Origin of the sequence: Limnothrix sp. PR1529 (genome assembly GCF_002742025.1) — a bacterium.
Classification (GTDB): domain Bacteria; phylum Cyanobacteriota; class Cyanobacteriia; order CACIAM-69d; family CACIAM-69d; genus CACIAM-69d.
This window is the reverse complement of the sequence record NZ_LIRO01000102.1, coordinates 21,706-41,894: the sequence shown is the minus strand read 5'-3', so window position 1 is coordinate 41,894 and position 20,189 is coordinate 21,706. Positions and strand designations below refer to the sequence as shown.

Annotated in this window: 12 protein-coding genes and 1 pseudogene; 4 read left to right on the top strand and 9 right to left on the bottom strand. The window is 58.0% G+C overall.

Annotated elements, in window-relative coordinates:
* Positions 1-4 precede the first annotated feature (4 nt).
* The 5 genes from AMR42_RS14650 to AMR42_RS14630 form a co-directional block, all read right to left on the bottom strand.
* Positions 5-235, bottom strand: a complete 231-nt coding sequence (locus AMR42_RS14650) for a DNA-directed RNA polymerase subunit omega (RefSeq protein ID WP_099534409.1) — start codon at positions 233-235, stop codon at positions 5-7.
* A 266-nt stretch (positions 236-501) separates the two neighbouring features.
* A complete protein-coding gene (locus AMR42_RS14645) occupies positions 502-1,113 on the bottom strand; it encodes a L,D-transpeptidase (protein WP_234407018.1) in 612 nt (203 codons plus the stop codon).
* Between the two features lie 75 nt (positions 1,114-1,188).
* The gene (locus AMR42_RS14640; RefSeq protein ID WP_234407017.1) at positions 1,189-1,917 is read right to left on the bottom strand and encodes a L,D-transpeptidase; all 729 of its coding nucleotides are present in this window, start codon (positions 1,915-1,917) and stop codon (positions 1,189-1,191) included.
* Between the two features lie 208 nt (positions 1,918-2,125).
* The gene (locus tag AMR42_RS14635; protein ID WP_099534407.1) at positions 2,126-3,259 is read right to left on the bottom strand and encodes an AEC family transporter; all 1,134 of its coding nucleotides are present in this window, start codon (positions 3,257-3,259) and stop codon (positions 2,126-2,128) included.
* Positions 3,260-3,374: 115 nt separating this feature from the next.
* Positions 3,375-5,747, bottom strand: coding sequence for an IMS domain-containing protein (locus tag AMR42_RS14630; protein ID WP_099534406.1), 2,373 nt, complete (start codon positions 5,745-5,747; stop codon positions 3,375-3,377).
* Between the two features lie 480 nt (positions 5,748-6,227).
* Between AMR42_RS14630 and AMR42_RS14620 the strand changes: the two genes are divergently transcribed.
* From AMR42_RS14620 to AMR42_RS14610, 4 genes and pseudogenes are all read left to right on the top strand, one after another.
* Positions 6,228-9,365 carry a hypothetical protein gene (locus tag AMR42_RS14620; RefSeq protein WP_143473118.1) on the top strand — a complete coding sequence of 1,046 codons (3,138 nt, stop codon included), beginning with the start codon at positions 6,228-6,230 and terminating at the stop codon, positions 9,363-9,365.
* Positions 9,366-9,777: 412 nt separating this feature from the next.
* Positions 9,778-12,300 (top strand): GAF domain-containing protein, encoded by a 2,523-nt coding sequence (locus AMR42_RS14615; protein ID WP_099534403.1) that lies wholly within the window; start codon positions 9,778-9,780, stop codon positions 12,298-12,300.
* Positions 12,272-12,601: pseudogene (locus AMR42_RS21635) on the top strand (DUF3596 domain-containing protein); the annotation flags it as partial. The gene AMR42_RS14615 and the pseudogene AMR42_RS21635, both read left to right, overlap by 29 nt.
* 48 nt (positions 12,602-12,649) lie before the next feature.
* The gene (locus tag AMR42_RS14610; RefSeq protein WP_234407016.1) at positions 12,650-13,513 is read left to right on the top strand and encodes a tyrosine-type recombinase/integrase; all 864 of its coding nucleotides are present in this window, start codon (positions 12,650-12,652) and stop codon (positions 13,511-13,513) included.
* 210 nt (positions 13,514-13,723) lie between these two features.
* Here AMR42_RS14610 and AMR42_RS14605 read toward each other — a convergent pair whose 3' ends face one another.
* From AMR42_RS14605 to AMR42_RS14580, 4 genes are all read right to left on the bottom strand, one after another.
* Complete coding sequence (locus tag AMR42_RS14605) at positions 13,724-13,954, bottom strand: hypothetical protein (protein ID WP_099534401.1); 231 nt, start codon at positions 13,952-13,954, stop codon at positions 13,724-13,726.
* 532 nt (positions 13,955-14,486) lie between these two features.
* The gene (locus AMR42_RS14590; protein ID WP_158234493.1) at positions 14,487-16,040 is read right to left on the bottom strand and encodes a DEAD/DEAH box helicase; all 1,554 of its coding nucleotides are present in this window, start codon (positions 16,038-16,040) and stop codon (positions 14,487-14,489) included.
* A complete protein-coding gene (locus AMR42_RS14585) occupies positions 16,040-16,867 on the bottom strand; it encodes a DNA adenine methylase (protein ID WP_099534419.1) in 828 nt (275 codons plus the stop codon). The genes AMR42_RS14590 and AMR42_RS14585 overlap by 1 nt, the downstream gene beginning before the upstream one ends.
* A gap of 76 nt (positions 16,868-16,943) precedes the next feature.
* A complete protein-coding gene (locus tag AMR42_RS14580; protein ID WP_143473117.1) occupies positions 16,944-20,069 on the bottom strand; it encodes a hypothetical protein in 3,126 nt (1,041 codons plus the stop codon).
* Positions 20,070-20,189 lie beyond the last annotated feature (120 nt).

Sequence of the window (20,189 nt, the reverse complement as noted above, 5' to 3'; positions counted from 1 at the left end):
CGAACTAAGAAACAATGATGTCCGGCTGGGTCAGCTCATCGGACATTTCAATGATGGCGCGAATCACCGGCTTCATGGCAGATTCTTCGCCCGTGTCAAATTCTTCGTAGCGGCGACGCTTCGCCCGGTTGGCCACCTGCACCGTGATTTTGTAGCGATTGGACGATTCGGAAATCAGCGAGGCAGCACGATACATCAAATCCGACGTGTCAAAGGGCTTGTCGAGTTTAGACATGGTTGGCTAGTGAATGGGGCAAATTCAACGAGACGAGGTTGCTGTAGGTTGCGGAAGGAGCAGGGCCGTTGGCAACGGGCCCAACAGGAGCCGCTCAACCGTGGTTGCAAGCAAGCGCCACAAAATCACGGAGCGGCCGATCGCCTGTACCCAGCCTGTTTAGATTACCAGTTCCCGGGAGGGCGATCGGGGATGGGCCCAGGTGGGCCAGTGAGCCGGCCCAACTCCGATTCAGTCCAGTATCAGTCCGGCTTTAGTCCGTTGCGTCATGGCTCCACCCGCACGGGCATCCCCTCCGTGACCCGATCGAATAAATCCACAATGTCCTCATTGCGCATCCGCACACAACCGTGGGAAACCGCTTGACCGATCAGCTCCGGATTAGGTGTGCCATGGAAGCCGATCGAATTGTCACCATTGGTCCAAAACCCAATCCAACGAACTCCCAAGGGATTATCTTTTCCCGCCGGAACGATCGTGCCGTTGAAGGGGTGCTGCCAAACGGGATCCACGGTTTTTTGGATGACCTGAAAATGGCCCGTGGGCGTTTCCCAACCATCCCGCCCGATCGCCACGGGATAGCTGCGCACCATCACCGTACCGCGATAGAGATAAACCCGCCGTTCCCCAAGCCTTAACACCAGGGCACTGGAAACGACTGGGACATGGGCTTGATGTTGGCCCAAACCGGGCAACGGCGGTTGGGCCGTTTGCACGATCGGGGGCCACAGGCCTGGCCGCTCTAGGGGCGACTCATTGGCGGCTGGGTTAACGGCCTGGACGGGGCGGGGTTGCGGATTGGGAAGCGGTTGGGGCCCCTCTGCCCAGGCCGGGCCCCCGGACAGTAAGCCCAGACCCAGGATCGCCAGAAGGGTCAAGGGGCGAGAAGAGTCCCCAAAATGCGGCGGTTGCTGGAACTGCATAGGTTGGGTGTGGATTCAAGGCAGAGAGGCCTAGGGTTCAACCACAACGGTGGTTCCCATTTGCACTTTTTCAAATAGTTCTACAACATGCTCGTTGCGCATCCGCACACAGCCATTGGAGGCGGCCCGCCCGATCGAGTTAACCGTGGGCGTGCCATGAAACCCAATGATGCCGTTGGAGCGCTCCATAAACCCAATCCAGCGTAACCCCAGGGCGCTGTTGGGGCCGGGGTTGGTGACCTGGCCTGTCCAGGGATTGCGCCAAATGGGATTTTTCACCATTTGGAACACGCGATAGGTGCCGGTGGGGGTGGGGGTGGAAGGTTTCCCGATTGCCACCGGGTAGCTGACTTCTACCCGATCGCCCCGATAGACATAAACCCGCCGTTCCCGCAGTCGCAACACCAGTTTCACGGGCAGTTCCGCTGGCGCTGCTGTGGGGCTGGGGGACAAATTGGGGGCTTGGGCTGGAGGTTGAGCCGGAGTTGAGCCGGGAGTTGCGTTCGGGTTGGCTGAGTCGGTGGGGATGTTGGCGGGAACCACCGTTGGAGCGGGTGAGGCGGCTTCCGGGGCCCGCCCGATCGAGTCGTTCAGCCCATGGCCCTCAGCAGCGATGGTTGACGGAACAGGATTGGCCAAAACCGGTAGCGGCCCAGCGCTTGTCCAGGAGGCGGCCATCGCCAGGCCCAAGGCCAATCCTCGACGGGTGCGTCGTTGCACCAATTGCCAAGCCCAAGGCAGAGTAGATCGAGTGTGCATCATGCGTTCCTAACACCAAATTTGACCCAATCCGGAAGGGGGTAGGCAGGCTTGCGGTGGGTGAACCGAGGCTTGCAAAATCGCTCGCCATTTTAGCGCGGCCTTGGGAGCGGCCTGATCCCGATCGAATCTTGTTGCGCCTGCGCTCTCCAATCCTGAAGCGATCGGAAGCGATTTATGTCAATGCTGAATTTTTCCCCTATGGTCATTAACCGAACAATTTGAGCCACATCGGGATCGCCAGCAAAACCAGCACGGTGGTGAGGGCGATGCTGGTGGCAATCATGGAGCGATCAAGGTCGTATTCTTCCGCCAAAATCAGGCAAGCAAAGGCCGTGGGCATTCCAGACATCAACACCAGCCCCAGGCGTAATTGCGGATCAATCCCAACCACGATCGCCCCCAGTCCCAACAGGGCCGGCACGGCGATGGTTTTGAGCAGGGCCGGCACGGCCGCCACCCGCAAACAGTCCCACCCTTTCAGTTGACTGAGCCGAATGCCCATCAACACAAACGCCGTGGGAATCACCAGCCCCACGGAGCCATGGGACAGGGTTTCGATCCAGGAGGGCAGGGCGATCGGTTGGCTGGCCACCCCAAACCCAAATCCCCAAAGAGAGGGCACGGCGGCCATGGTTTTGACTTGACCCCACAGGCTGCGATCGCCCCCTGTGGAACCAAAGGTGCTGGCCACCCACACCCCGAGGCCATAGGTTCCCATCACGTTTTGGGACACTGCGTAAAACGCTGGAAATCCCGCTGAGCTGGCATCCAAAAACAAAGGGGCGATCGCCAAGCCCACAAAACCCGTGTTCCCCAGCATGGCGGAGAGAATATAGCTCCCTCGGGCGGCGGGTTCTGTCCACCAAGGGGCTGTTTCCGGAGCCTTGGCCGGATCGATCGGATCGATCGCGAGGTCTACCCCACAATCTGCCCCGAAATTTGTCTCCAAATTCGTCACCATCGGGGCCAGGGCGGGCGAGGTGCTGAGGGCGATCGCCGTTGCGAATTTCCCAGAGCCATGCCGCCCCCAAAGGCCCCCCGTCGGGCGATCGGGCGATATGTCAACGCGCAGATCGCGCCTCATCAGGTAATGCAGCGAAGCCAGGCTCAGCAAGGCTCCCAACACCACCGCGAGAGCCGCACCGGCCGGAGCCAGACCCATTTGGCCTGAAAAGTTGGTGTGGCGGGCGAGGGAAAAGACTTCGAGGGGCACACCGACCCAATAGAGCGATCGCCCGACCAGTCGCGGCCAAGAACGGGGTAACCAGGGCCCCAACAAAAGTCCCAACCCTGTCCAAATCAACAGTGGTGTGTAGGCATGTAGAAGTACTTCGGCCATACGGGACTGCGCGATCGCCGTAGGCCAGCCCGGTGCAGGGACGGTGATTTGGGTTTAGGGCCCAAGGCCGATCGACCCGCTCAGCAAGCTGGCGTTTAACCATGGGTTAACCCAATCATCGGATCACTTTAACATCACGTAGATACCAGCGCCCGTCCTTGCGTTGAGCTTCGTAGCGCACTCGCAGCACTTCGTTGTAGGAACCGGCGCGATCGGGCTTGCCATTTTTGAACAGTTTGGCCACTTCCCGCACCTCAGCGGTAATTTGACCGCGATCGGGCTGGTCTGGCGTGGCTTTCACATCCTCCAGCTTCACCTGATGTTCGTATTCCCAGTGCAGTTTTTGGTTGAGGGCATCGCGCGATCGGGCCCGCCAGGTGCGCAACATTGGGTCTGCCAAAATTTCCGTGAGGCGTTCTCCCTGGTGCTCGCGGCCCATGGCGGCAGTCTTGGCGCTCAGCCAGGTTTGCACCAGTTGCTGGGCGGTTTCCGGGTTGAGGCCAGGGGCCGTGAGGGCGGTTTCCGGGTTGGGAACTGCGGGCGGCGGCGGAATTTCAATCACGGGCCGATCAAGCTGGACGATCGGTTGTTCTCCCTCCAGGTTGGGCCCCCCTTGGAAGGTTTCGCCCAAAGCTTGGAACACGCGCCAAATGAGGAACGAACCAAGACCAATCACCATAATCCCGACCCCGATCGCGATCGGGAGTCGATCGCCGCCTCCACCCCGAGTCCGGGCGGGGCGATCGGAACGCTGACGGCTGCGACTGGGGCGATCGGCCCCACCAGGGGGTAGCGGAGGCGCGGCTCCCACGGTCGATCGCCCGCTGCTGCCCATGTTGCTGGTTCCTGTGCTGGCTCCCGTGGCCCGGCTGAGGGGAATCACGTTGTTGGGCGGCGGCGCGGAACCCGGAGCCGCAAAGTCCGAAAAGGCCCGGGCAACCGCGCCGGAGTCCTGGGCCGTTGGATCATGTTGGGTGGCTTGGGTTCCCAACTGTTCCGGCAAGGGCAGCGGTCGAATGGTGCTGGCAGTGGGTTCGATCGGGTTGGCGGCCGATGGCACAGGGGTAGGGCGTTGCCAGGGAAACTGGGGCATGTCGATCGACCGGCGATCGCCCAATTCGGCCAGGGCCGCCAAGGTGCGGTTCGATCCCCGGTTTGCTGTCATCGGTGTGGCCGCTTTCACGGAAGTGCGATCGGGAACCACTGTCCATTCATTCTCCGGTGGTTCCCCTTCCGGCAAGGCTTCCAGATAGCTTTGCACCGAAGCATCCGCGAAATATTCCTTGAGGGAAACACCCCCTTGCACCAAATCCCGGAAATGGGGAAACACCTCATGGCGTAACCAATGTTCCGTGTAGGCACAGAGGCCCGGCAACAAATCCGGCGCACCGGCCGACTGCTGACGAATCAGGGCGATCGCTTCCTGTTCTTGGCTTTGGCTCAAGTAGCGCGTGGCTTCTTCGGGCCGTCCCAACAGCAATGCACAAACCGCCTGCTCCAAGAACACGTCCTGACGATTGCCCAACCGACGCAACAGCAAGCTCGCTTGCCGCACAAAGGCCGGCTGTCGTTGCCCAAATCCCCGGGCGATCGCCGCATAGGCCGTCAGGAAGGTGGCCACCGCTGAGGGGCGCTTGGCCTCCGCTTCAAACAGGGCGAGCTGTTCTTCCGTGGTCAAATACACCCGCAGTTGTTGCACAAAACGCAGAAAATCCTCAACGCCCAAGCCCGATCGGTCATCCCCTTGACCATCAATGCCTTCGCGTTCTTTCAACATGCTGCGCAACAACTGCAAGCCCTGGCGATGTTGCACGCTGTTCTCGTCCGGATGGGCCAACAGCTCCAAAATGCGATAGGGCCGCAGTTTGTACAAATCCGCCTGAATTTCGCCCCGCAAGCTGGCAAACAGCCCATGGTGCAACAGCAACTCTTGGGCAATCTTGAGGGAGGTGGCGGCCGGTTCCGCCTGGCCTTGGTGCCACTGTTCGCGGCCCAGTTCTAGGTAGGCCAGCACCACGGTCAGCAGAATGTCTGCTAAGGCCAATTGCGGTTCGCCAAAGCGGCCCGCCTCGATCGTGCCCGGATTGCTCAGGTGGGGATAGCCCAGCTCCAGCACCAGTTCATATTCCCCCAACTCCTGGAGCAGCAGCAGTGCCCCCACAAACTGGCGCTCATCCAGATCCAGCATGGGGGTTTCGGCGCGATCGGCCGGCGGCTTCGCCCGGCGACGGCCTTGAGCATCCAGCAGCGGCGGAGCCGAACCACCCCCACCGGCCAAAAAGGTTTCATCATAGGCCTGCCGACTGGCGGCCTGACTCAGTTGCCGATAGGCCTCATCGATCAACTGCTGCCGCAGGGTAATGGCGGCCTGGGAATATTCCGGGCGCGGCAGTTGGTCACTCCGCTGGCGATAGGCCTGTTGCAGTTGCGGGGTGGTGGCCTGGATCGGCAAGCCCAAGATTCGGTAATAGTCTAGGGGGATCAGCACAACTGCCACCCTCGCGGTCTAACAACAACAATCAATCGATACCACATTATTTTGCGAACTGACGGCTTTTTGGGGTCTGGACGGAACGGACAAAGGGAGGTTGAACGGTTCTGGTTTGATGGTTTCAGCACAATCGCCTTCAACGCCGGCCCAATCTCGATCGAGCCTCGCAAGATGATCACGATCATTCCCGAGGATTCAGAACAGCTAGGCGTTATTTGGGCTATTCAAGTGGCTGGCCAATCGGCGATCGCTCAGACGATTCAGGCGAGCCATCGGTCATCAATCAGGCGATCGACCTTGGACAACAAAACCCTGCATTTCGCTTTTCAATAGTCTAGACAGCGTAAGTCTAGACAGCGTAGCCGTTGATGCCCGTTTCGGGGATATTCTGTTAATTCAAGGCTTCCTGATTCGCTATGGGCAAACGGCACTCGTATGCTAGCCTTTGCGACAAGTATGGGAGATGTAATGGGACCCGTGGACTCGCCACCGTTAAATCTTGCACCGGAGGCCCTCGATAGTTGGGTGATGCGGGTTTTGAACTGGCCAGGCCTGCAAGTGCAAGTGCGCCTAGCGGGAACCCATTTGCACGTGCTTTGCGAAGGGTTGACCTGTCCCGATGCGGCAATTTTGGAAGCCCGGTTTCGCCAAGGTTTGACCCGATCGCCCCTGCATCAGTTGTCTTGGGAAACCTTGCCCCGGCTGGTGTTGCTCTATGGTCGGCAACTGGGCCAAACCAAGCCGGCCTGGACACGCTACGTGGTGCTGGAGCCTTCCATGATGGCCACCGCTCCCACCGCAACCCCAATACCGACGGTTGCCGATGTGATGCAGGCGGCGGATGCTTCGGAGGAATTTGCGGCCCTGCCGTTGCCAGCGACCTCAACACCCGACGCGCCGCCCATCCAGGCCGCTTGGGCCGGTTTGGCCCAGCGGGCCGCCCAGCAGGTGGGTGAAACCCTGAAGCGATCGGGCATTCAAGCCAAGGTGACGGTCAAAATCACCCCCAGCCCCCGGGTGATTCAGGGAGAGTCGAACGGGGCTACGGGCCATCGCCTTTGGGCCATTTGCCAAGTGGCGGAACCGGTGGATTGGGTTGCCCAGGGGCCGGCCATGGCCCTGGCCTTGCGGGAACTGAACCTAGACGGCTTCCGGGATGGCTATGTGTTGGGCCAGGCCGTTGCGGAACCGGAACCGAATTGGATTTTGCGGGTGAACCTGACGGCTCCTCGCCAAATGTTGTTTGATTGGGCCCGTTGGGGGGATGTGCAGGCCCTCTCGCACTTGCTCGATCGCACCTTGGGCAGTCGTTTGGCCCAATCTGTTTCGGCGGTGTTGGAAGAGTCCACGCTCCATGTGTTCGCGAAGCTTCAGGAATCGGCCCTGGCCACGCCCCTGGAGGTGATTAGCACCGTTTCCACCCTGGTGCGGGCGATCGCCCCGCAGGGCATCCATTCCTTGGTGCTCTATGGCTGTCCCGATCGCCCGGAGGCCACGCCCCAGTGGGTGGAATGGATGGACTTGCCAGCGGCCAGCCGATCGGACTTGGCCGAGTCCACCCTCACCCTGGCCCAAAGTGATGATCATGCGGCCCAGGTGTTCTTGCTGGAGCGGTTGATTAATCCGCATTTGGATCAATGGATGGCTTCCGGCGGGTTGCGGGTGCAGCTCTGTCGGCGGGGCGATTTGCTGCATGTGATGTTGGATGGGCCCCGTTGCCCCGAGCAGGCCGCCGTAACGACCGCCGTGGCCAAGCTGATCCATGATCTGCAAGTGCCGGGCCTATCTGGGGTGCGGATCTATGGCCGGGCCGCCGGCAGCAAACAGCCCCAATGGCAATTTGCCGAAGATTTCACCGCCCGCTCTGGCCGTCTCAGCTCCCATGATGCGGTTCCGGATTTTGTGGGCGCGGAGGCAGTCGTGGCCCGGGCGGCCGAAGCCTCCGCCACCGAATCCCATTCCCCCCAAGGCTCCGATCGGGCCCGTTCCCCAGCGGATTCCCCAGCGTTCGATCCAGAGCTGGATCAGCCCATTGAGCGAGGATCGTTGCAGCCCCTGTCGTTGCCCGGTGCGGGACGATCGGGCTGGTCTTGGTCTCAGTTTCGGGAACGGGCTTGGTTGGAAGCGCGATCGACCCTCACAGCCACGGGCATTTGGACCACGGACGCGGAACCGGCCGAGTCAGCCACCGCCCATCCCAACACCCGCACTCGGGTTTGGTATTCCGATCGCCCGGAACCGGCCCCATGGCTCCCTCTCCTCAGCGCCGGGGCGATCGGGTGCAGCCTCGTTGTGGGGTTGGATTGGATCGCAGCCCGGCCCGAATGGGCCCTGTCTTCGGCCGCCCAAGCCCGTCGTTCCGCCTCAGCTCTGCTGAATCTTTCCAGCGGCCCGGCCGAAGCGGCGGAGGTGCTCCCGGAACCGCCCCAGTTTCCCAGTTTCAATAGCCCCCAGTTCGATCGGCAACTTCTGCTCTATCAGCAGTTTGTGCTGCGGGAAGGCGTGCCCGATGTCTTGGTGGTGGGCAGTTCCCGGGCCCTGCGTGGCATCGACCCCGCCCGTCTGCGCGATCAGTTGGCTCGCCATGGCCATCCCAAGCTCAAAATCTTCAACTTTGGGATCAATGGGGCCACGGCCAAGGTGGTGCAGGCGATCGTGCAGGGAATTTTGCCGCCGGAGCAATTGCCCAAGCTCATTCTCTGGGCCGATGGCACTCGCGCCTTTAACAGTGGGCGAGCCGATGCCACCTACCAAGCCATGGCCGCTTCACCCGCTTACCGGGCCCTTCAGCAGGGAAAATTTCCGCGCCCTGTCAGCCCGCTGGTCAGTGCTCCGAGCGGGGCCACAGCGCCACCACCGGAACCGCCCGATCGCCCCGGTAGCCTCACCAGCACCCGCGAAGCTCCGGCCCTGCTGCGTCAATCTTGGTTAGGCTCCACCGTCGAAACCATCCCCACCCCCGAAGATGTGGAAGCTTGGTTGCAGGAGCGCACCACGGGACTATCCCAGGTGCATAGCCGCCGTGATAGTCTCAAGGCCACCCTGCGCGATCGGTGGCAAGGGTGGGATCTATTTGCGTTATTGGGTGCTCGCGAGACCCTCCGTCGGGGTCTCAGTCCTGCCCTGCCCGATTTGGTGCAGGGGGCCCGGGCCCACTTGGGGAAAGTGGCAGCCACGGCCGGTGCAGGGCGTGATGGGGTAGTGGATTTACACGGCTTCTTACCCCTGTCTGTCAAGTTTGATCCTGCTACGTACTATCAAACCTACCCACGGGTTCCGGGGGATTTTGATAGCGATTACCGTAGTTTTTCCTTGGGGGGCGAGCAGTTTGATGCGCTAGCGGGAATTCTGCAATATGCCCAACAGCGAGGAGTAAAGGTAGCTTTTGTGAATGTGCCCTTGACGGATGATTATTTAGATCCACCCCGATCGGCCTATGAACAAAAGTTTCACCAATTCATGAACTCACAGCCGTTGTTGTACCTCAATCTTTCGCGGCTTTGGGTGAATAAGTATGATCGATTTTCGGATCCAAGCCACCTCAATCGCTACGGGGCCCAGGCCCTAACAGATGCGATCGCCCAGCAGAAAACCATCCCTTGGCCAAGCCCCTAGAGGGTGAAACCTCAGGGACTAGAGAGAACTCTCCGGGGTACGATCGCAAATGTTTGTATAACCAATCAATCTCTCCCATGGGAAAAGACCGGTTGGGTGGATGCCCCCAAGCACGATCAAAGCTCCGTTACGGTTGCGCTAGGGTTGGATCCCTTGCGCTTGATTGGCTGAATTCACCGAATTAGCTAAATTAACTAAATTGCTTTGACTGAATTGCTTTGACTGACGGAAAACCGGCGGTGGGGCAATTTCAACCCATCGGTGGCGAATTATTCCTCCTCGGTCTAACAATAAAGTGGGTTGCAAAGGGGCGTTGGGTGGGGAGCTGGCCCTTTGCGGTTAGGCTGAATTCTTGATTTGATTGGTTCCGTTTTGTGTTTGCGCCTCTGCTCCTTTGGGTTGCGCCATCGTCATGACTTTTGCTGGCACTGGCAGTTTTTTGGCATCGTTAACGCGACCCGATCGGGTGGGCTTGCTCACCCAACGGGTTCAGGATCTTCCGGTTGCGGAATTTGTTTGCCTCCTGGACTTCATCACAGCGGAGTTTCAGCAGTTTTTGCGCGCCTTTGATTTGGTCAATAATGCGGCGCTCGAAAGCATCTTGGAGCAAATTCTCGATGCCTTGACCCTCAAAATTGGGCTGATTTTGCAGGCGGAACGCACTACCATTTTTCTGCTGGATCCCGATCGCGCGGAACTCTGGGCCCGGCCCAATGGCGATCAAGTGCCTGAGTCCGATGAAATTCGGATTCCGCTGAACGTGGGCATTACGGGCCGATCGGCTGCCACGGGTGAAGTGGTGAACATGGCCAATGTGCAGCAGGCGGCGGGGTTTGAGCTGGCCTTTGATGGTCTGGGCGATCGCCCCACGGAGGCCTTGCTTTGTATGCCCATTCGCAGCACCGATGGGGCCGTGGTGGCCGTGGTGCAACTGCTGAACAAAACCACTGCGCCAGCCTTTGACCGCGAAGACGAGGCCCGCTTTCGGGAATTTGCGGAATCGATCGGGATCATTCTGGAAAGTTGCCAATCTTTTTATCAGGCGGCCCGCAACCAACGCGGGGTGGCGGCGCTGCTGAAGGTCACCACCCTGTTTGCCCAAACGGGCCTGGAACTAGATCGGGTTTTGCAGGCGGTGATGGCGGAAGCCCGCGACTTTATGCAGGCGGAATATGGCACGTTGTACCGGCTCGATCGGGACACGGGCCGGCTGCGCACCACCTTTGAAGACGGGCGATCGTTGGAGGTGTCGAGCGATCGGGGTTTGGTGGGCCATGTGGTGCGTAAGGGACAGCCCCTGAACCTGAGCCATGCCCCTTCCCACGAAGATTTTGATGCCCTGCTCGATCGCCCCCATGGCCTGAACACTCGCAATGCCCTCTGCTTGCCGATCTTTGACCCCTCGGGGCAACTGATTGGCGTGAGTCAACTACTCAACCGCAAACAGGGCAACTTCACCGCTTCCGATGAAGCCTTCATGCGGGCCTTCAACACCCAGGCCGGCATTGCCCTGGAAAACGCCCGTCTCTTTGACAGCGTACTCACGGAACAGCAGTACCAAAAAGACATCCTGCGCAGCCTGTCCAATGGCGTAATTTCCACCGACCTGCAAGGGCGAGTGGTGACAATCAACGAAGCCGCCTTGGAACTGCTGGGCTGTCCGGTGCGGCGGGATGGGATGGCGGGCCGCCGCAGCATCCAGACCATTTGGGAACAGCAACTCCTGAAACGGCCCGTGTGGGAAATTATCCCGATCGAGTCCTTGGAAACACGCTTGAAAGACAGCCTCAGCACTGGCGCACGCCATCGGGTTCCTGAGCAGGCCCTGCGGGTCGGGCGCTACTTCAGCCCCCAAGAGGGAACCGTCTGGGTTGTGCCCCAGGGCAACAATCAAGTGCGGCTGTGGAACGATCCGGCCCGCCCGCTGGAGTATCTGAATCCCGATGATATGCAACTGTTCGATCGCAACGTCAACCTAGCCGTGAATCCCCTGACGGATTTGGATGGCAAAGTGCGGGGCGGTTTGGTGGTGTTAGAAGACATCAGCCGCGAACAACGACTCAAAGCCACCATGTCTCGCTACATGACCCCTGAAGTGGCCGAACGGGCCGTGGAACTGGGGGCAGACATGCTGACCGGTGAGCGCAAGGATGTGACGATCCTGTTTTGCGATATCCGGGGCTACACCAGCTTGGCTGAGGCTCTGGATGCCACGGAGGTGGTGGCCCTGCTGAATCAATATTTTGAAACCATGGTGGAGGCCATTTTCGATCGCAAGGGAACGCTCGATAAGTTCATTGGCGATGCCCTGATGGCGGTCTTTGGTGCGCCGTTGCCCCTCGAAGAGGATCACGCCTGGCTAGCGGTGCTGACGGCTTTGGATATGCGCGATCGCCTGAAAGTGTTTAACCGAGCCTTGGTGGCTACCGATCGACCGCCCCTTCGGGTTGGCATCGGCATCAGTTCCGGCGAAGTGATTGTGGGCAACATCGGTTCCCGGCGGCGCATGGACTACACCGCGATCGGGGATGCCGTAAACGTCAGCTCCCGCCTGGAAGGGCTGACCAAAGAATATGGCTGTGACATCATCCTCAGCGAAGCCACCTACGAGCGCTGTGCCGATCGGCTCTGGGTGCGCGAACTCGATCGGGTACGGGTGAAAGGCCGCACCAAACCAATTCGCATCTTTGAACTGATTGGCGATCGCGCCCGTCCCCTCTCCTTTGAAGATGAAACCTTCCTGGAGCAGTACGAACTGGGCAAAGAAGCCTTTAACCGCTTCCATTTCCACAAAGCCATGGTGCATTTTGCCGCCGCCCAACAACTGCGGCCCCATGATCATTCCGTGAAACTCCATATAGAACGGGCAACCCAGTATCTGGATTGCCCGCCCCCGGAATATTGGGATGGGGTGTTTAATACGCCAGGGGTTTAACTTTTCCATCCACCCAAAGCCAATGATTCCAAAGGCTTTCAGGAATTTAACCCCTCCATTTTCCTGTCGCAACTTGTGGATATTTGGGGATATCCTGATGTTGACTGAGCATCTTTTGAGCATCATGGCGACGAAAGGCAGTGTGACAGTTTGGGATCAGCGCGGCCGGTTGCATCTGAGGTTTCGCCACCAGGGTAAGCAACACCGTCCGGCGTTGGGGTTAGGGAACACCCCGGTTGATTGGGCGGTGGCCAGATCGATTGCAGCCAGAATCGAGGGGGATTTGAAGACGGGAAATTTTGACCCCACATTGGCAAAATACGGAATTGGATTGCAGCGTTCGGGTGGTGTGTTGACGGACCGGGCCTTGATCGAGCGATATTGCAAATCACAGAAGGATCGACTTGACCCAGGCAGCCTCAAAAAGTACCGGGCGATCCTGGCTGATTTGGATCGGGCGGGGTTGGCTGAAACAGACAGCAGACAACTCACTCGGGATGACGGTGCGAAGCTGATTCGGTCAATGGGCGGTCGGCTGGCTTTGATTACGGTACGCCACCGGATTGAATCGCTGTCCACTGTTTGGCGCTGGGGAGTTGAACAGGGTTTGGTGGGATCCGTCCCTTGGGTGGTCAAAGACGTGAGGGGGATTGCACCGCAACCGCCCAAACCCTTCAGCCTAGAAGAGATTCGCTTAATCGCCAATTGGCTTGATGAAAATCAAAGCCCCGCTGCTGGATTTTTCCGGTTTCAGATTGGGACGGGTTGCCGCACAGGGGAAGTGATTGGGCTGCTGTGGCGGCATGTTTCCGATGATTGCCGACAGGTTTGGATCGGAGAGGCGGTCGTACAGCGCACACGAAAATCCGTGAAAAATCGCAAGCCCCGATTAATCACGTTGCCGCCGTCGCTTCAGAAATGGTTGGCAGAATATCGGAAGGCTCGCGGCAAAATTGACCCGGTTTTTCCTGATCCGCAAGGGAGAGTCTGGACGGCCAGCCAACTCAATTGGTATTGGCGCAAACCGTTCACGGCGTTAGGCATTCCCTACCGCCGTCCTTACGTGACTCGGAAAACATTAATTTCCCATCTACTTCAACACGGAAAAAGCCCCGTGGAAATTGCCAATTCCATGGGGCATTCAGTCAAAACGCTCTTTACCTATTACGCCGATTTAGTCGGCAATCCCGAGTTAATCGACTTGCTCGATTGATAGGCTAACACCCAAGCCTGATGAACATTTGGGTCGTGATTTCTCCAGTGATTGAGAGCGGTCAAGTTGTACTCAGCTGCCGCTGTCCTACTCACTCCCGCTCGCCAATGAACCCCTTCAATCCAGCCCTTGTAAATTGGAGAATTTGGGTTGCGCCATCGTGCCAAGGTTTCAGGACGGGCGTTTAGGAGGTCGGCGGCGACGTATTTATCAACCCATTTCGCGGCCGTAGACGACGGAAAGGACTTCAGCATAGATTGCGTGGGCGGTTTCGCGTTCGTAGTAATCGAAAAAATTGTCGAAATCTTGGCAGATTGCACCCGCTAAATTCACGGCATTTTCTGACGGATTGCCAGACACTCCGTAGCCAATTTTTGTGACCAGAATTGACCCGCTCGCTTCCGAGAGATTAATGCATTGCCCGTAGATTTTTACCCTCATGATTCACCCCTAAAAAAGTCTTCGAGAATCTTGGCTGATTCGAGTACCCGATCATCGTCGGTTAGGCGAGATGCTATCGCCAATCCATTACGGGCGCACTCTAGCAATCGTGCGTAGCCGACTCGAATCAAGTCAGATTTGATGAGCGCAAACGTCAGCTCATCAATGCGCTTTTGGAGGTCAGCAATTTCGCGATCTTGAACGGTGGGATGCATGGCATTGTTGGGCGAAATGAATGAAAACGGAAAAAGAATAGACGGGAGGGCTACGGGATTGCATCAGACTCCTTTCGGCGCTCTCCAATTTCGCCACGATAATACGAATAAACTCTCTCGTCTTCATCCCAAAACTCTTCGATGTTTTCGCGGAAATACCGATAGCATTCAGGACAAAGAACGTCCTCAGAGAAGCCGCCGTCTCCGATTCCACTCATCTTGAAAAGCTCGCTACCGACAGGTAGGCGGATTCCGCAACCGTCGCAACGCCAGTCCTTTCGACAGGACTTGATGTGCTTATCAGGGAAGCTCCACATTTACGCCACCGCCGAAACATCAATAGTTTGATACTGAGGGGAGCCGACCGAAAATTTTGATTGCAGCTCTTTCTCTTCAAGCTTGGCTTTAAAATGCTTCTCCCAGCCGTGCTTAAACCCGAGAACCCGGCGCAATAACCCACACTCTTCAAGGGATGCATCAGGGAAAAATTCTTCAAAGCGGTGGAGGATCCAGCCTTTTTTATAGCCCCGCTTATTGCAAATTCCCGCCCATGATGCGAGGGATAATGCAACTCTTGCACCCCGATCCGTGGACACATCGACAAACTTGAGAATCCCCAAATCTAATTCAGCCTGGACAAATTCATCGCGCACCTTTTCTTCACGTTCTTTGCGTTCCCGCTTCTCTTTTTCCTCAAAAGTTTCGATCCCCTTGAGTGTCCAGATTCGCTCCTGTTCAGGGAGTCCGTGATTCAGCCAGTTTTCGGTATGGTCAATCAAGATTGAATCAACCTTGTCGGGATGAAGCCGCATTGCCCGTCCAATAATCTGCAACCACAGGGCAAGGCTCACGGTTGGGCGTAGACATTGGATTGCTTCCACAATGGGAATATCGGTTCCTTCCGTGAGAACTCCAACATTAATTAACACGGGATAGGCGCGTTTCGTGAATCGAGAAATCATATTTTCCCGATCTTTTTCGCCCGTCTTTCCTGTTAGCAACTCCGCCCCAATTCCCGCATTACGGTATTCCTTCAGGACGCTTTCACCTGACTCAATTGAGGGCACAAATACGAGGGTTGACTTTCCATTGGCGTACTCTTGCCAGGTCGGGACTACCTCACCCAAAACCTTATCAACACGTTCGGTTAGCTCGCCTTCCAGATAGTCGCCACCCTTGCGAGACCTGGCTCCCTTCATGTCAATCCGAGCGGACGGATCAGGAGCCAGTACCCGAACGGGACACAGATAGCCCCGTGCCAGCATTTCCGCAACGGACGGGCCGCAAACCAGCACATCGAAAAGGTCATCGAACCCACTGCCATCAGTGCGGCATGGGGTGGCCGTGACTCCCAAGACAAAGGCGCTGGGGTAATGGCTCAAAATATCCCGGTACGTTTTGGCGGAAGCATGGTGGGATTCATCAATAATCACCAACCCGGCCGCGGGCTTAGTCCGCTTGGCCAAGGTCTGAACCGATGCCACTTGCACCGGAGCCAGCGGGCTTGGATGGATGCCACTCTTAATCATCCCGACCCCAACACGGCGGCCAAGAGCGTCAAAGATTTTGCCGTGAGCCTGACGGATCAACTCGGTTCGGTGGGCTAAGACCAATACGCCCTCACCCCGGCTGACAAACTCATTCACAATCGCAGCGAAGACCACCGTTTTCCCACCGGCCGTGGGCAGTTGGGCCATCACGCGGCGGTGTTGCTCCCAGGAGCGGTAGATGCCTGCAATCAGTTCAGACTGATAATCGCGCAAGGAAATCCCACGGGGGTGCAAGGCGGTGGGCAGAAGAGACGCGGCATTTAACGGCCGCCACTGATTTGCAGCGGTCTCGACTTGGGGGGTAAAAAGCAATCCGGTCATCACAGTGCCACCCCCGTCAAGTCGAAATTGGCCACCAACAATTCGGATCCCTTGGATCGTGAGCCGCTGAGGCCACCTGTCATCCCGTAGGTTTTGCCCCAAGGGCGTTGATAAAAATCGGCAAACAGCGTTCGGGTTTGATCGGTGTTTTCGCAGGTCATCAGCCATCGGCACGGCACACGATCAAGATGGGTGCGTAGCTGCTCATGGCGATAAGCCGTATGCAGCTCACCACGGAATCCATAGAGTTTGGACTTGGCTGCGCTCTCGTACGGCGGGTCGAGGAATAGCGCGTCCCGTGCCGTCAGGTGAGGCAACACATCCGCATAGTCTTGCTGGCTAGCGTTGAACCGGGCCCGGTCAACGTGGATCGCACCCAAAGCAGAACGCAGCCGATTGATTGCGTTTTGGTTAAACCGGGATCCGTCAGATGGGCCAGCCCCATCGATCACACCACCAACGGTTAGACGGTTCCTAACCCAAATGCGGGCCCCCTCAATAACCGGGTCTGACTCTGGGCGTTCCAGCGCGGATAAGATCGCCGCCACCGGAACACCTGAATCGAGCTGGCGCAACCAATACTCACAGAGGGACAGCAGTTGAACGTGATTAGATACGGCAGAGACCCAAAACGGGCCCGTGTGGAGATCGTTGATCCAGACCCTTCCACCACCCGAAAAAGCAGCCAGGGATAGAGAGCCACCACCACCAAACAGGTCAACAAAATAGCCAGAGGGAATGCCCAGGATTTTGACCAGATTCCCCGCCTCGCGGGACTTTCCGCCTGGGTATCTGAAAATCGGCTTGAGGATTGAGAGTGTCGCCATGGTGATGAGGATTTATAGTTGAAGTATGACCAGATTAACAGTCAGAGTATGGAGCGTCAATACTCTGACTGCAAAATCACTCATCAACAAAAGGCGTTACGCATCCCCTTGCTACCCAAGTCTGAACACCTGAAGAGGATTGAACGCAGGCAAACGATAGATCGGGAGACCACGCGATCAAGGTCTGATAAAGCCTTGCTCCCTGGATCACGGCCACCACGGGGCTGTTGAGGGGGATGGGGAAAATGGATTGAGGTTCAGGCGTGACGGGTTCAGACTGAACGGATTCAGATTGAACAGGTTCAGTCGCGACGGGTTCAGACTCTTCGGTTTCGGTGCTTTGGTTAGGCGCGCTCAACTCAACATCTGAGGCGAGAGACTTGGCCAGTTCGAGAGGGAGTAGGACACAACGCCCCGGAACCGTGCCCACTTTGACGGACGCATCACCGTCCTGAGTCTTGCGGCGGTAGTGCAGCGAAGCATCGCGGGATTCATGGAAGCGAGCCGTCCCGCGCCGTGAGCCACCAGCTTGCTCAATCGCCTGGGTGATGGTTTCCCGGCTGTAAACCGGGTTGAAGCGATCCTCGATCTCGGGCCAGACCGAGGACATATTCACGGCCAACCATTTTTGGCCATCCTTAGTGGTGTGGGGTGTGGCATTCCAGCGGCCAACCCGGTCATTGGACTTCAGGGCTGATAGTTGGGAGATGAACAGTCGCAACGGGTCGCCCGCCTTGTCAGCATCGTTATAGAGGGGGATGAGGGTGTTGTCGATGTAGGCATCCACAACTAACTCATCAGCCCCACCCAAGCGGCATAAAGCTTTGGCGTACCAGCCCACCAGGGCCAGATTATGGGCAACCCGAGAGTGAGCGTCGGGCAACTTACCCCGCAAAGTGTTCGCGTATTCGGAGATTGCGGCTTTCGGGTAGCCAAGAGCGATAATTTGCCCTAGCCCACCGGATGCACCGACTAGGGCTTCACGCATCGCATCCCAGCCATCACCATTGACCGGCTCTTTCGGAAAAGGCACTTGCAGGATGCGACTCAGGGCAGCGGGATGGGACTCACCGATGGCGTGATTGGACGTGGCCATGATGGGCGAGTGCGGCTTCTGGGTCTTGCCCGTGACGGATCGAGTTAGCGCGTTAAACCAGCCCTTCAGCAGCTCGTCAACGTTCGGATCGTTGCGGTCGGGATCGTCGAGACAGAAGGCCAACCCGTGGCGGCGGTCGCCTTCGGTATAAATCTGGGGAACCGAAGCGCGGGCAATCATGCCGCAATCCTGCTGTCCTACCAGGGCCAACGCAGCTTCAGCGGTCACGGACTTGGAAACACCAGCCGACCCAATCGCATTCAGGATCGGGAAAAATCCTTCCTGCTCCTGAATCGTGTCAAAATGCACCCCGGCGGCCACGAACCCACCCAAGAACAAGGCCTGAGCAAATCCTGTAGGGCCAAAGTAGCCAGCCAGTCCATTGATCCAGTCAGGGATGGCAGTGTCAGACGGCTTGGCAATGGACGGCTCTTTGAGGGAAGTGGTCTCACCCGCCTCGTTTAGCCGAAACTCATTCGTATAAACCCATTTCGAGCGCTCACGGAATTGGCCATCGGCGGTGTATTCGATGCCACCCGGAAAGACCCAAGACCCATCGGACTGGCGACCGATACCGCTCACCATCCGATAAAGTTGTCCACCGCGCTCCCGATACTCAATCTGACGGTTGGCGAGTAGACCTTGCCACTCTTGGGTGGTCAAGGTGGATGCGAACCAACGGCCCGCGCCGCGAGTCAGTGTGGCGTAAATTGAGCGGGCATCGTTTGAGGATTCGGCGGGCAAGGTCACGACCCGGCTCACATCCTCTCCCTCACGCTGGAATCGCAGCCGCAGACCCGCACCATACTGTCCAGGATCGGCTTCGATTTCCGCCTCAACTTGAAAGTCAAAATTGGCATTGGGGCGAAACCGTTTGGGCGGCTCCATTCCTTCTGCCCACTCGCCGGCCGCCTTCATCCGGGCCAGTTCAGCCTTGTCCACAACCCAGCGACCGATCTGACCCTGGTACGAAGTGGGGGCATCCCATAGCAACGACTTACCCTTGACCGGATCAGCCGCGTCGGATATGGCGGTGTATTGCTCCCAAGTCAGGATGGGAGCCTTCAGGAATTCGTTGATCGCAATCTCATCAGGGTCATCACCACTGACCTTGGCAAATTGGCCCCACCACCGAACGGTCAGCGCGCGACCGTGGGAAGCCAGCAGGTCAGCCAACTTGCTCATCTGCCGTGAAACGTGGGGATTTTTGATCGCGCCTGAGTCAGGGGAGAGGGTGATGGTCGCATCAGCAGGCAAGTGCTGCAACAGATTGACCCATTGAGTTTCGGCAGAGGCCCAATTGGAGCCACCCGCGCCGATCACCAGCCAATCGGTTTTGCCTTCAGCCCAAACCCGCTGGGCAATGGTCGCTGATTTGAGCGCCCCTTCGGAGACTTCCACATGGGCGATCGCGTTCCCCTCAGTCTCAGGATGCCGCCATAAAAACAGGGGCAATTCACCGCCAAACTCTTTCAGTCCGGCGTTTTCATTGCGGGAAATCCACACATACTTGCGGCCCTCAACGGATTCGTCGGGTTTGACCTGAAACCCTGCAATCTTGCCCTTGACCACAGCACTGATCGCCAATCCATCGTTGCCGGTGGCACGGTTGCGGCCAAAGCCAGCCAGGTTCTTGGGGTGATTCTGATAGGGTGTGCCGACCTTCCAAGACCGAAGCCACCCAAGGGACTCAAAATAATCCACCATCGCCTCAGACCAGCCGCGCCGAATCAGTTCGGAGCGATGGGCAGTGGTCAGCGCTTGGGCGGATAGAAGCTTGGGGCTGAAGTAGACCTTGTGCCGATCGGCTAACGGAACCAACGAATCGAGATGGGCCCGCGTTGCGGCTTCCCGCTCTGCCTGCATCCGAGCGATTTCTTCCGGGTCGCGCTGGGATGGCTTTGAATCCCACTGGTCAAGGAAAATTTGAAACCCGTGGGAATCCTCGCCAACATGCCCCCAACCGGACGGGGTTTGAGCGTTCCCACGGCAGTGAACTTGACGGCGGCCATCATTGCGGTCGGTAGCCTCACGGCACTCGGATGTTGCACCGCAAATCGGGCAAGGGGTTGTACGGGTGAAAACTTTGAAGGTAGCAGTCGCCATGGTTGTGTCCCTCTCTAGATGGATGCGATGAAGTGAGCGAAATCAACGGAGGCGACCCGATCCGAGAGAGTGCCGGAATCGGAAGAGTGCCACACACGATCCGCGATCCAAAGAGAGGGG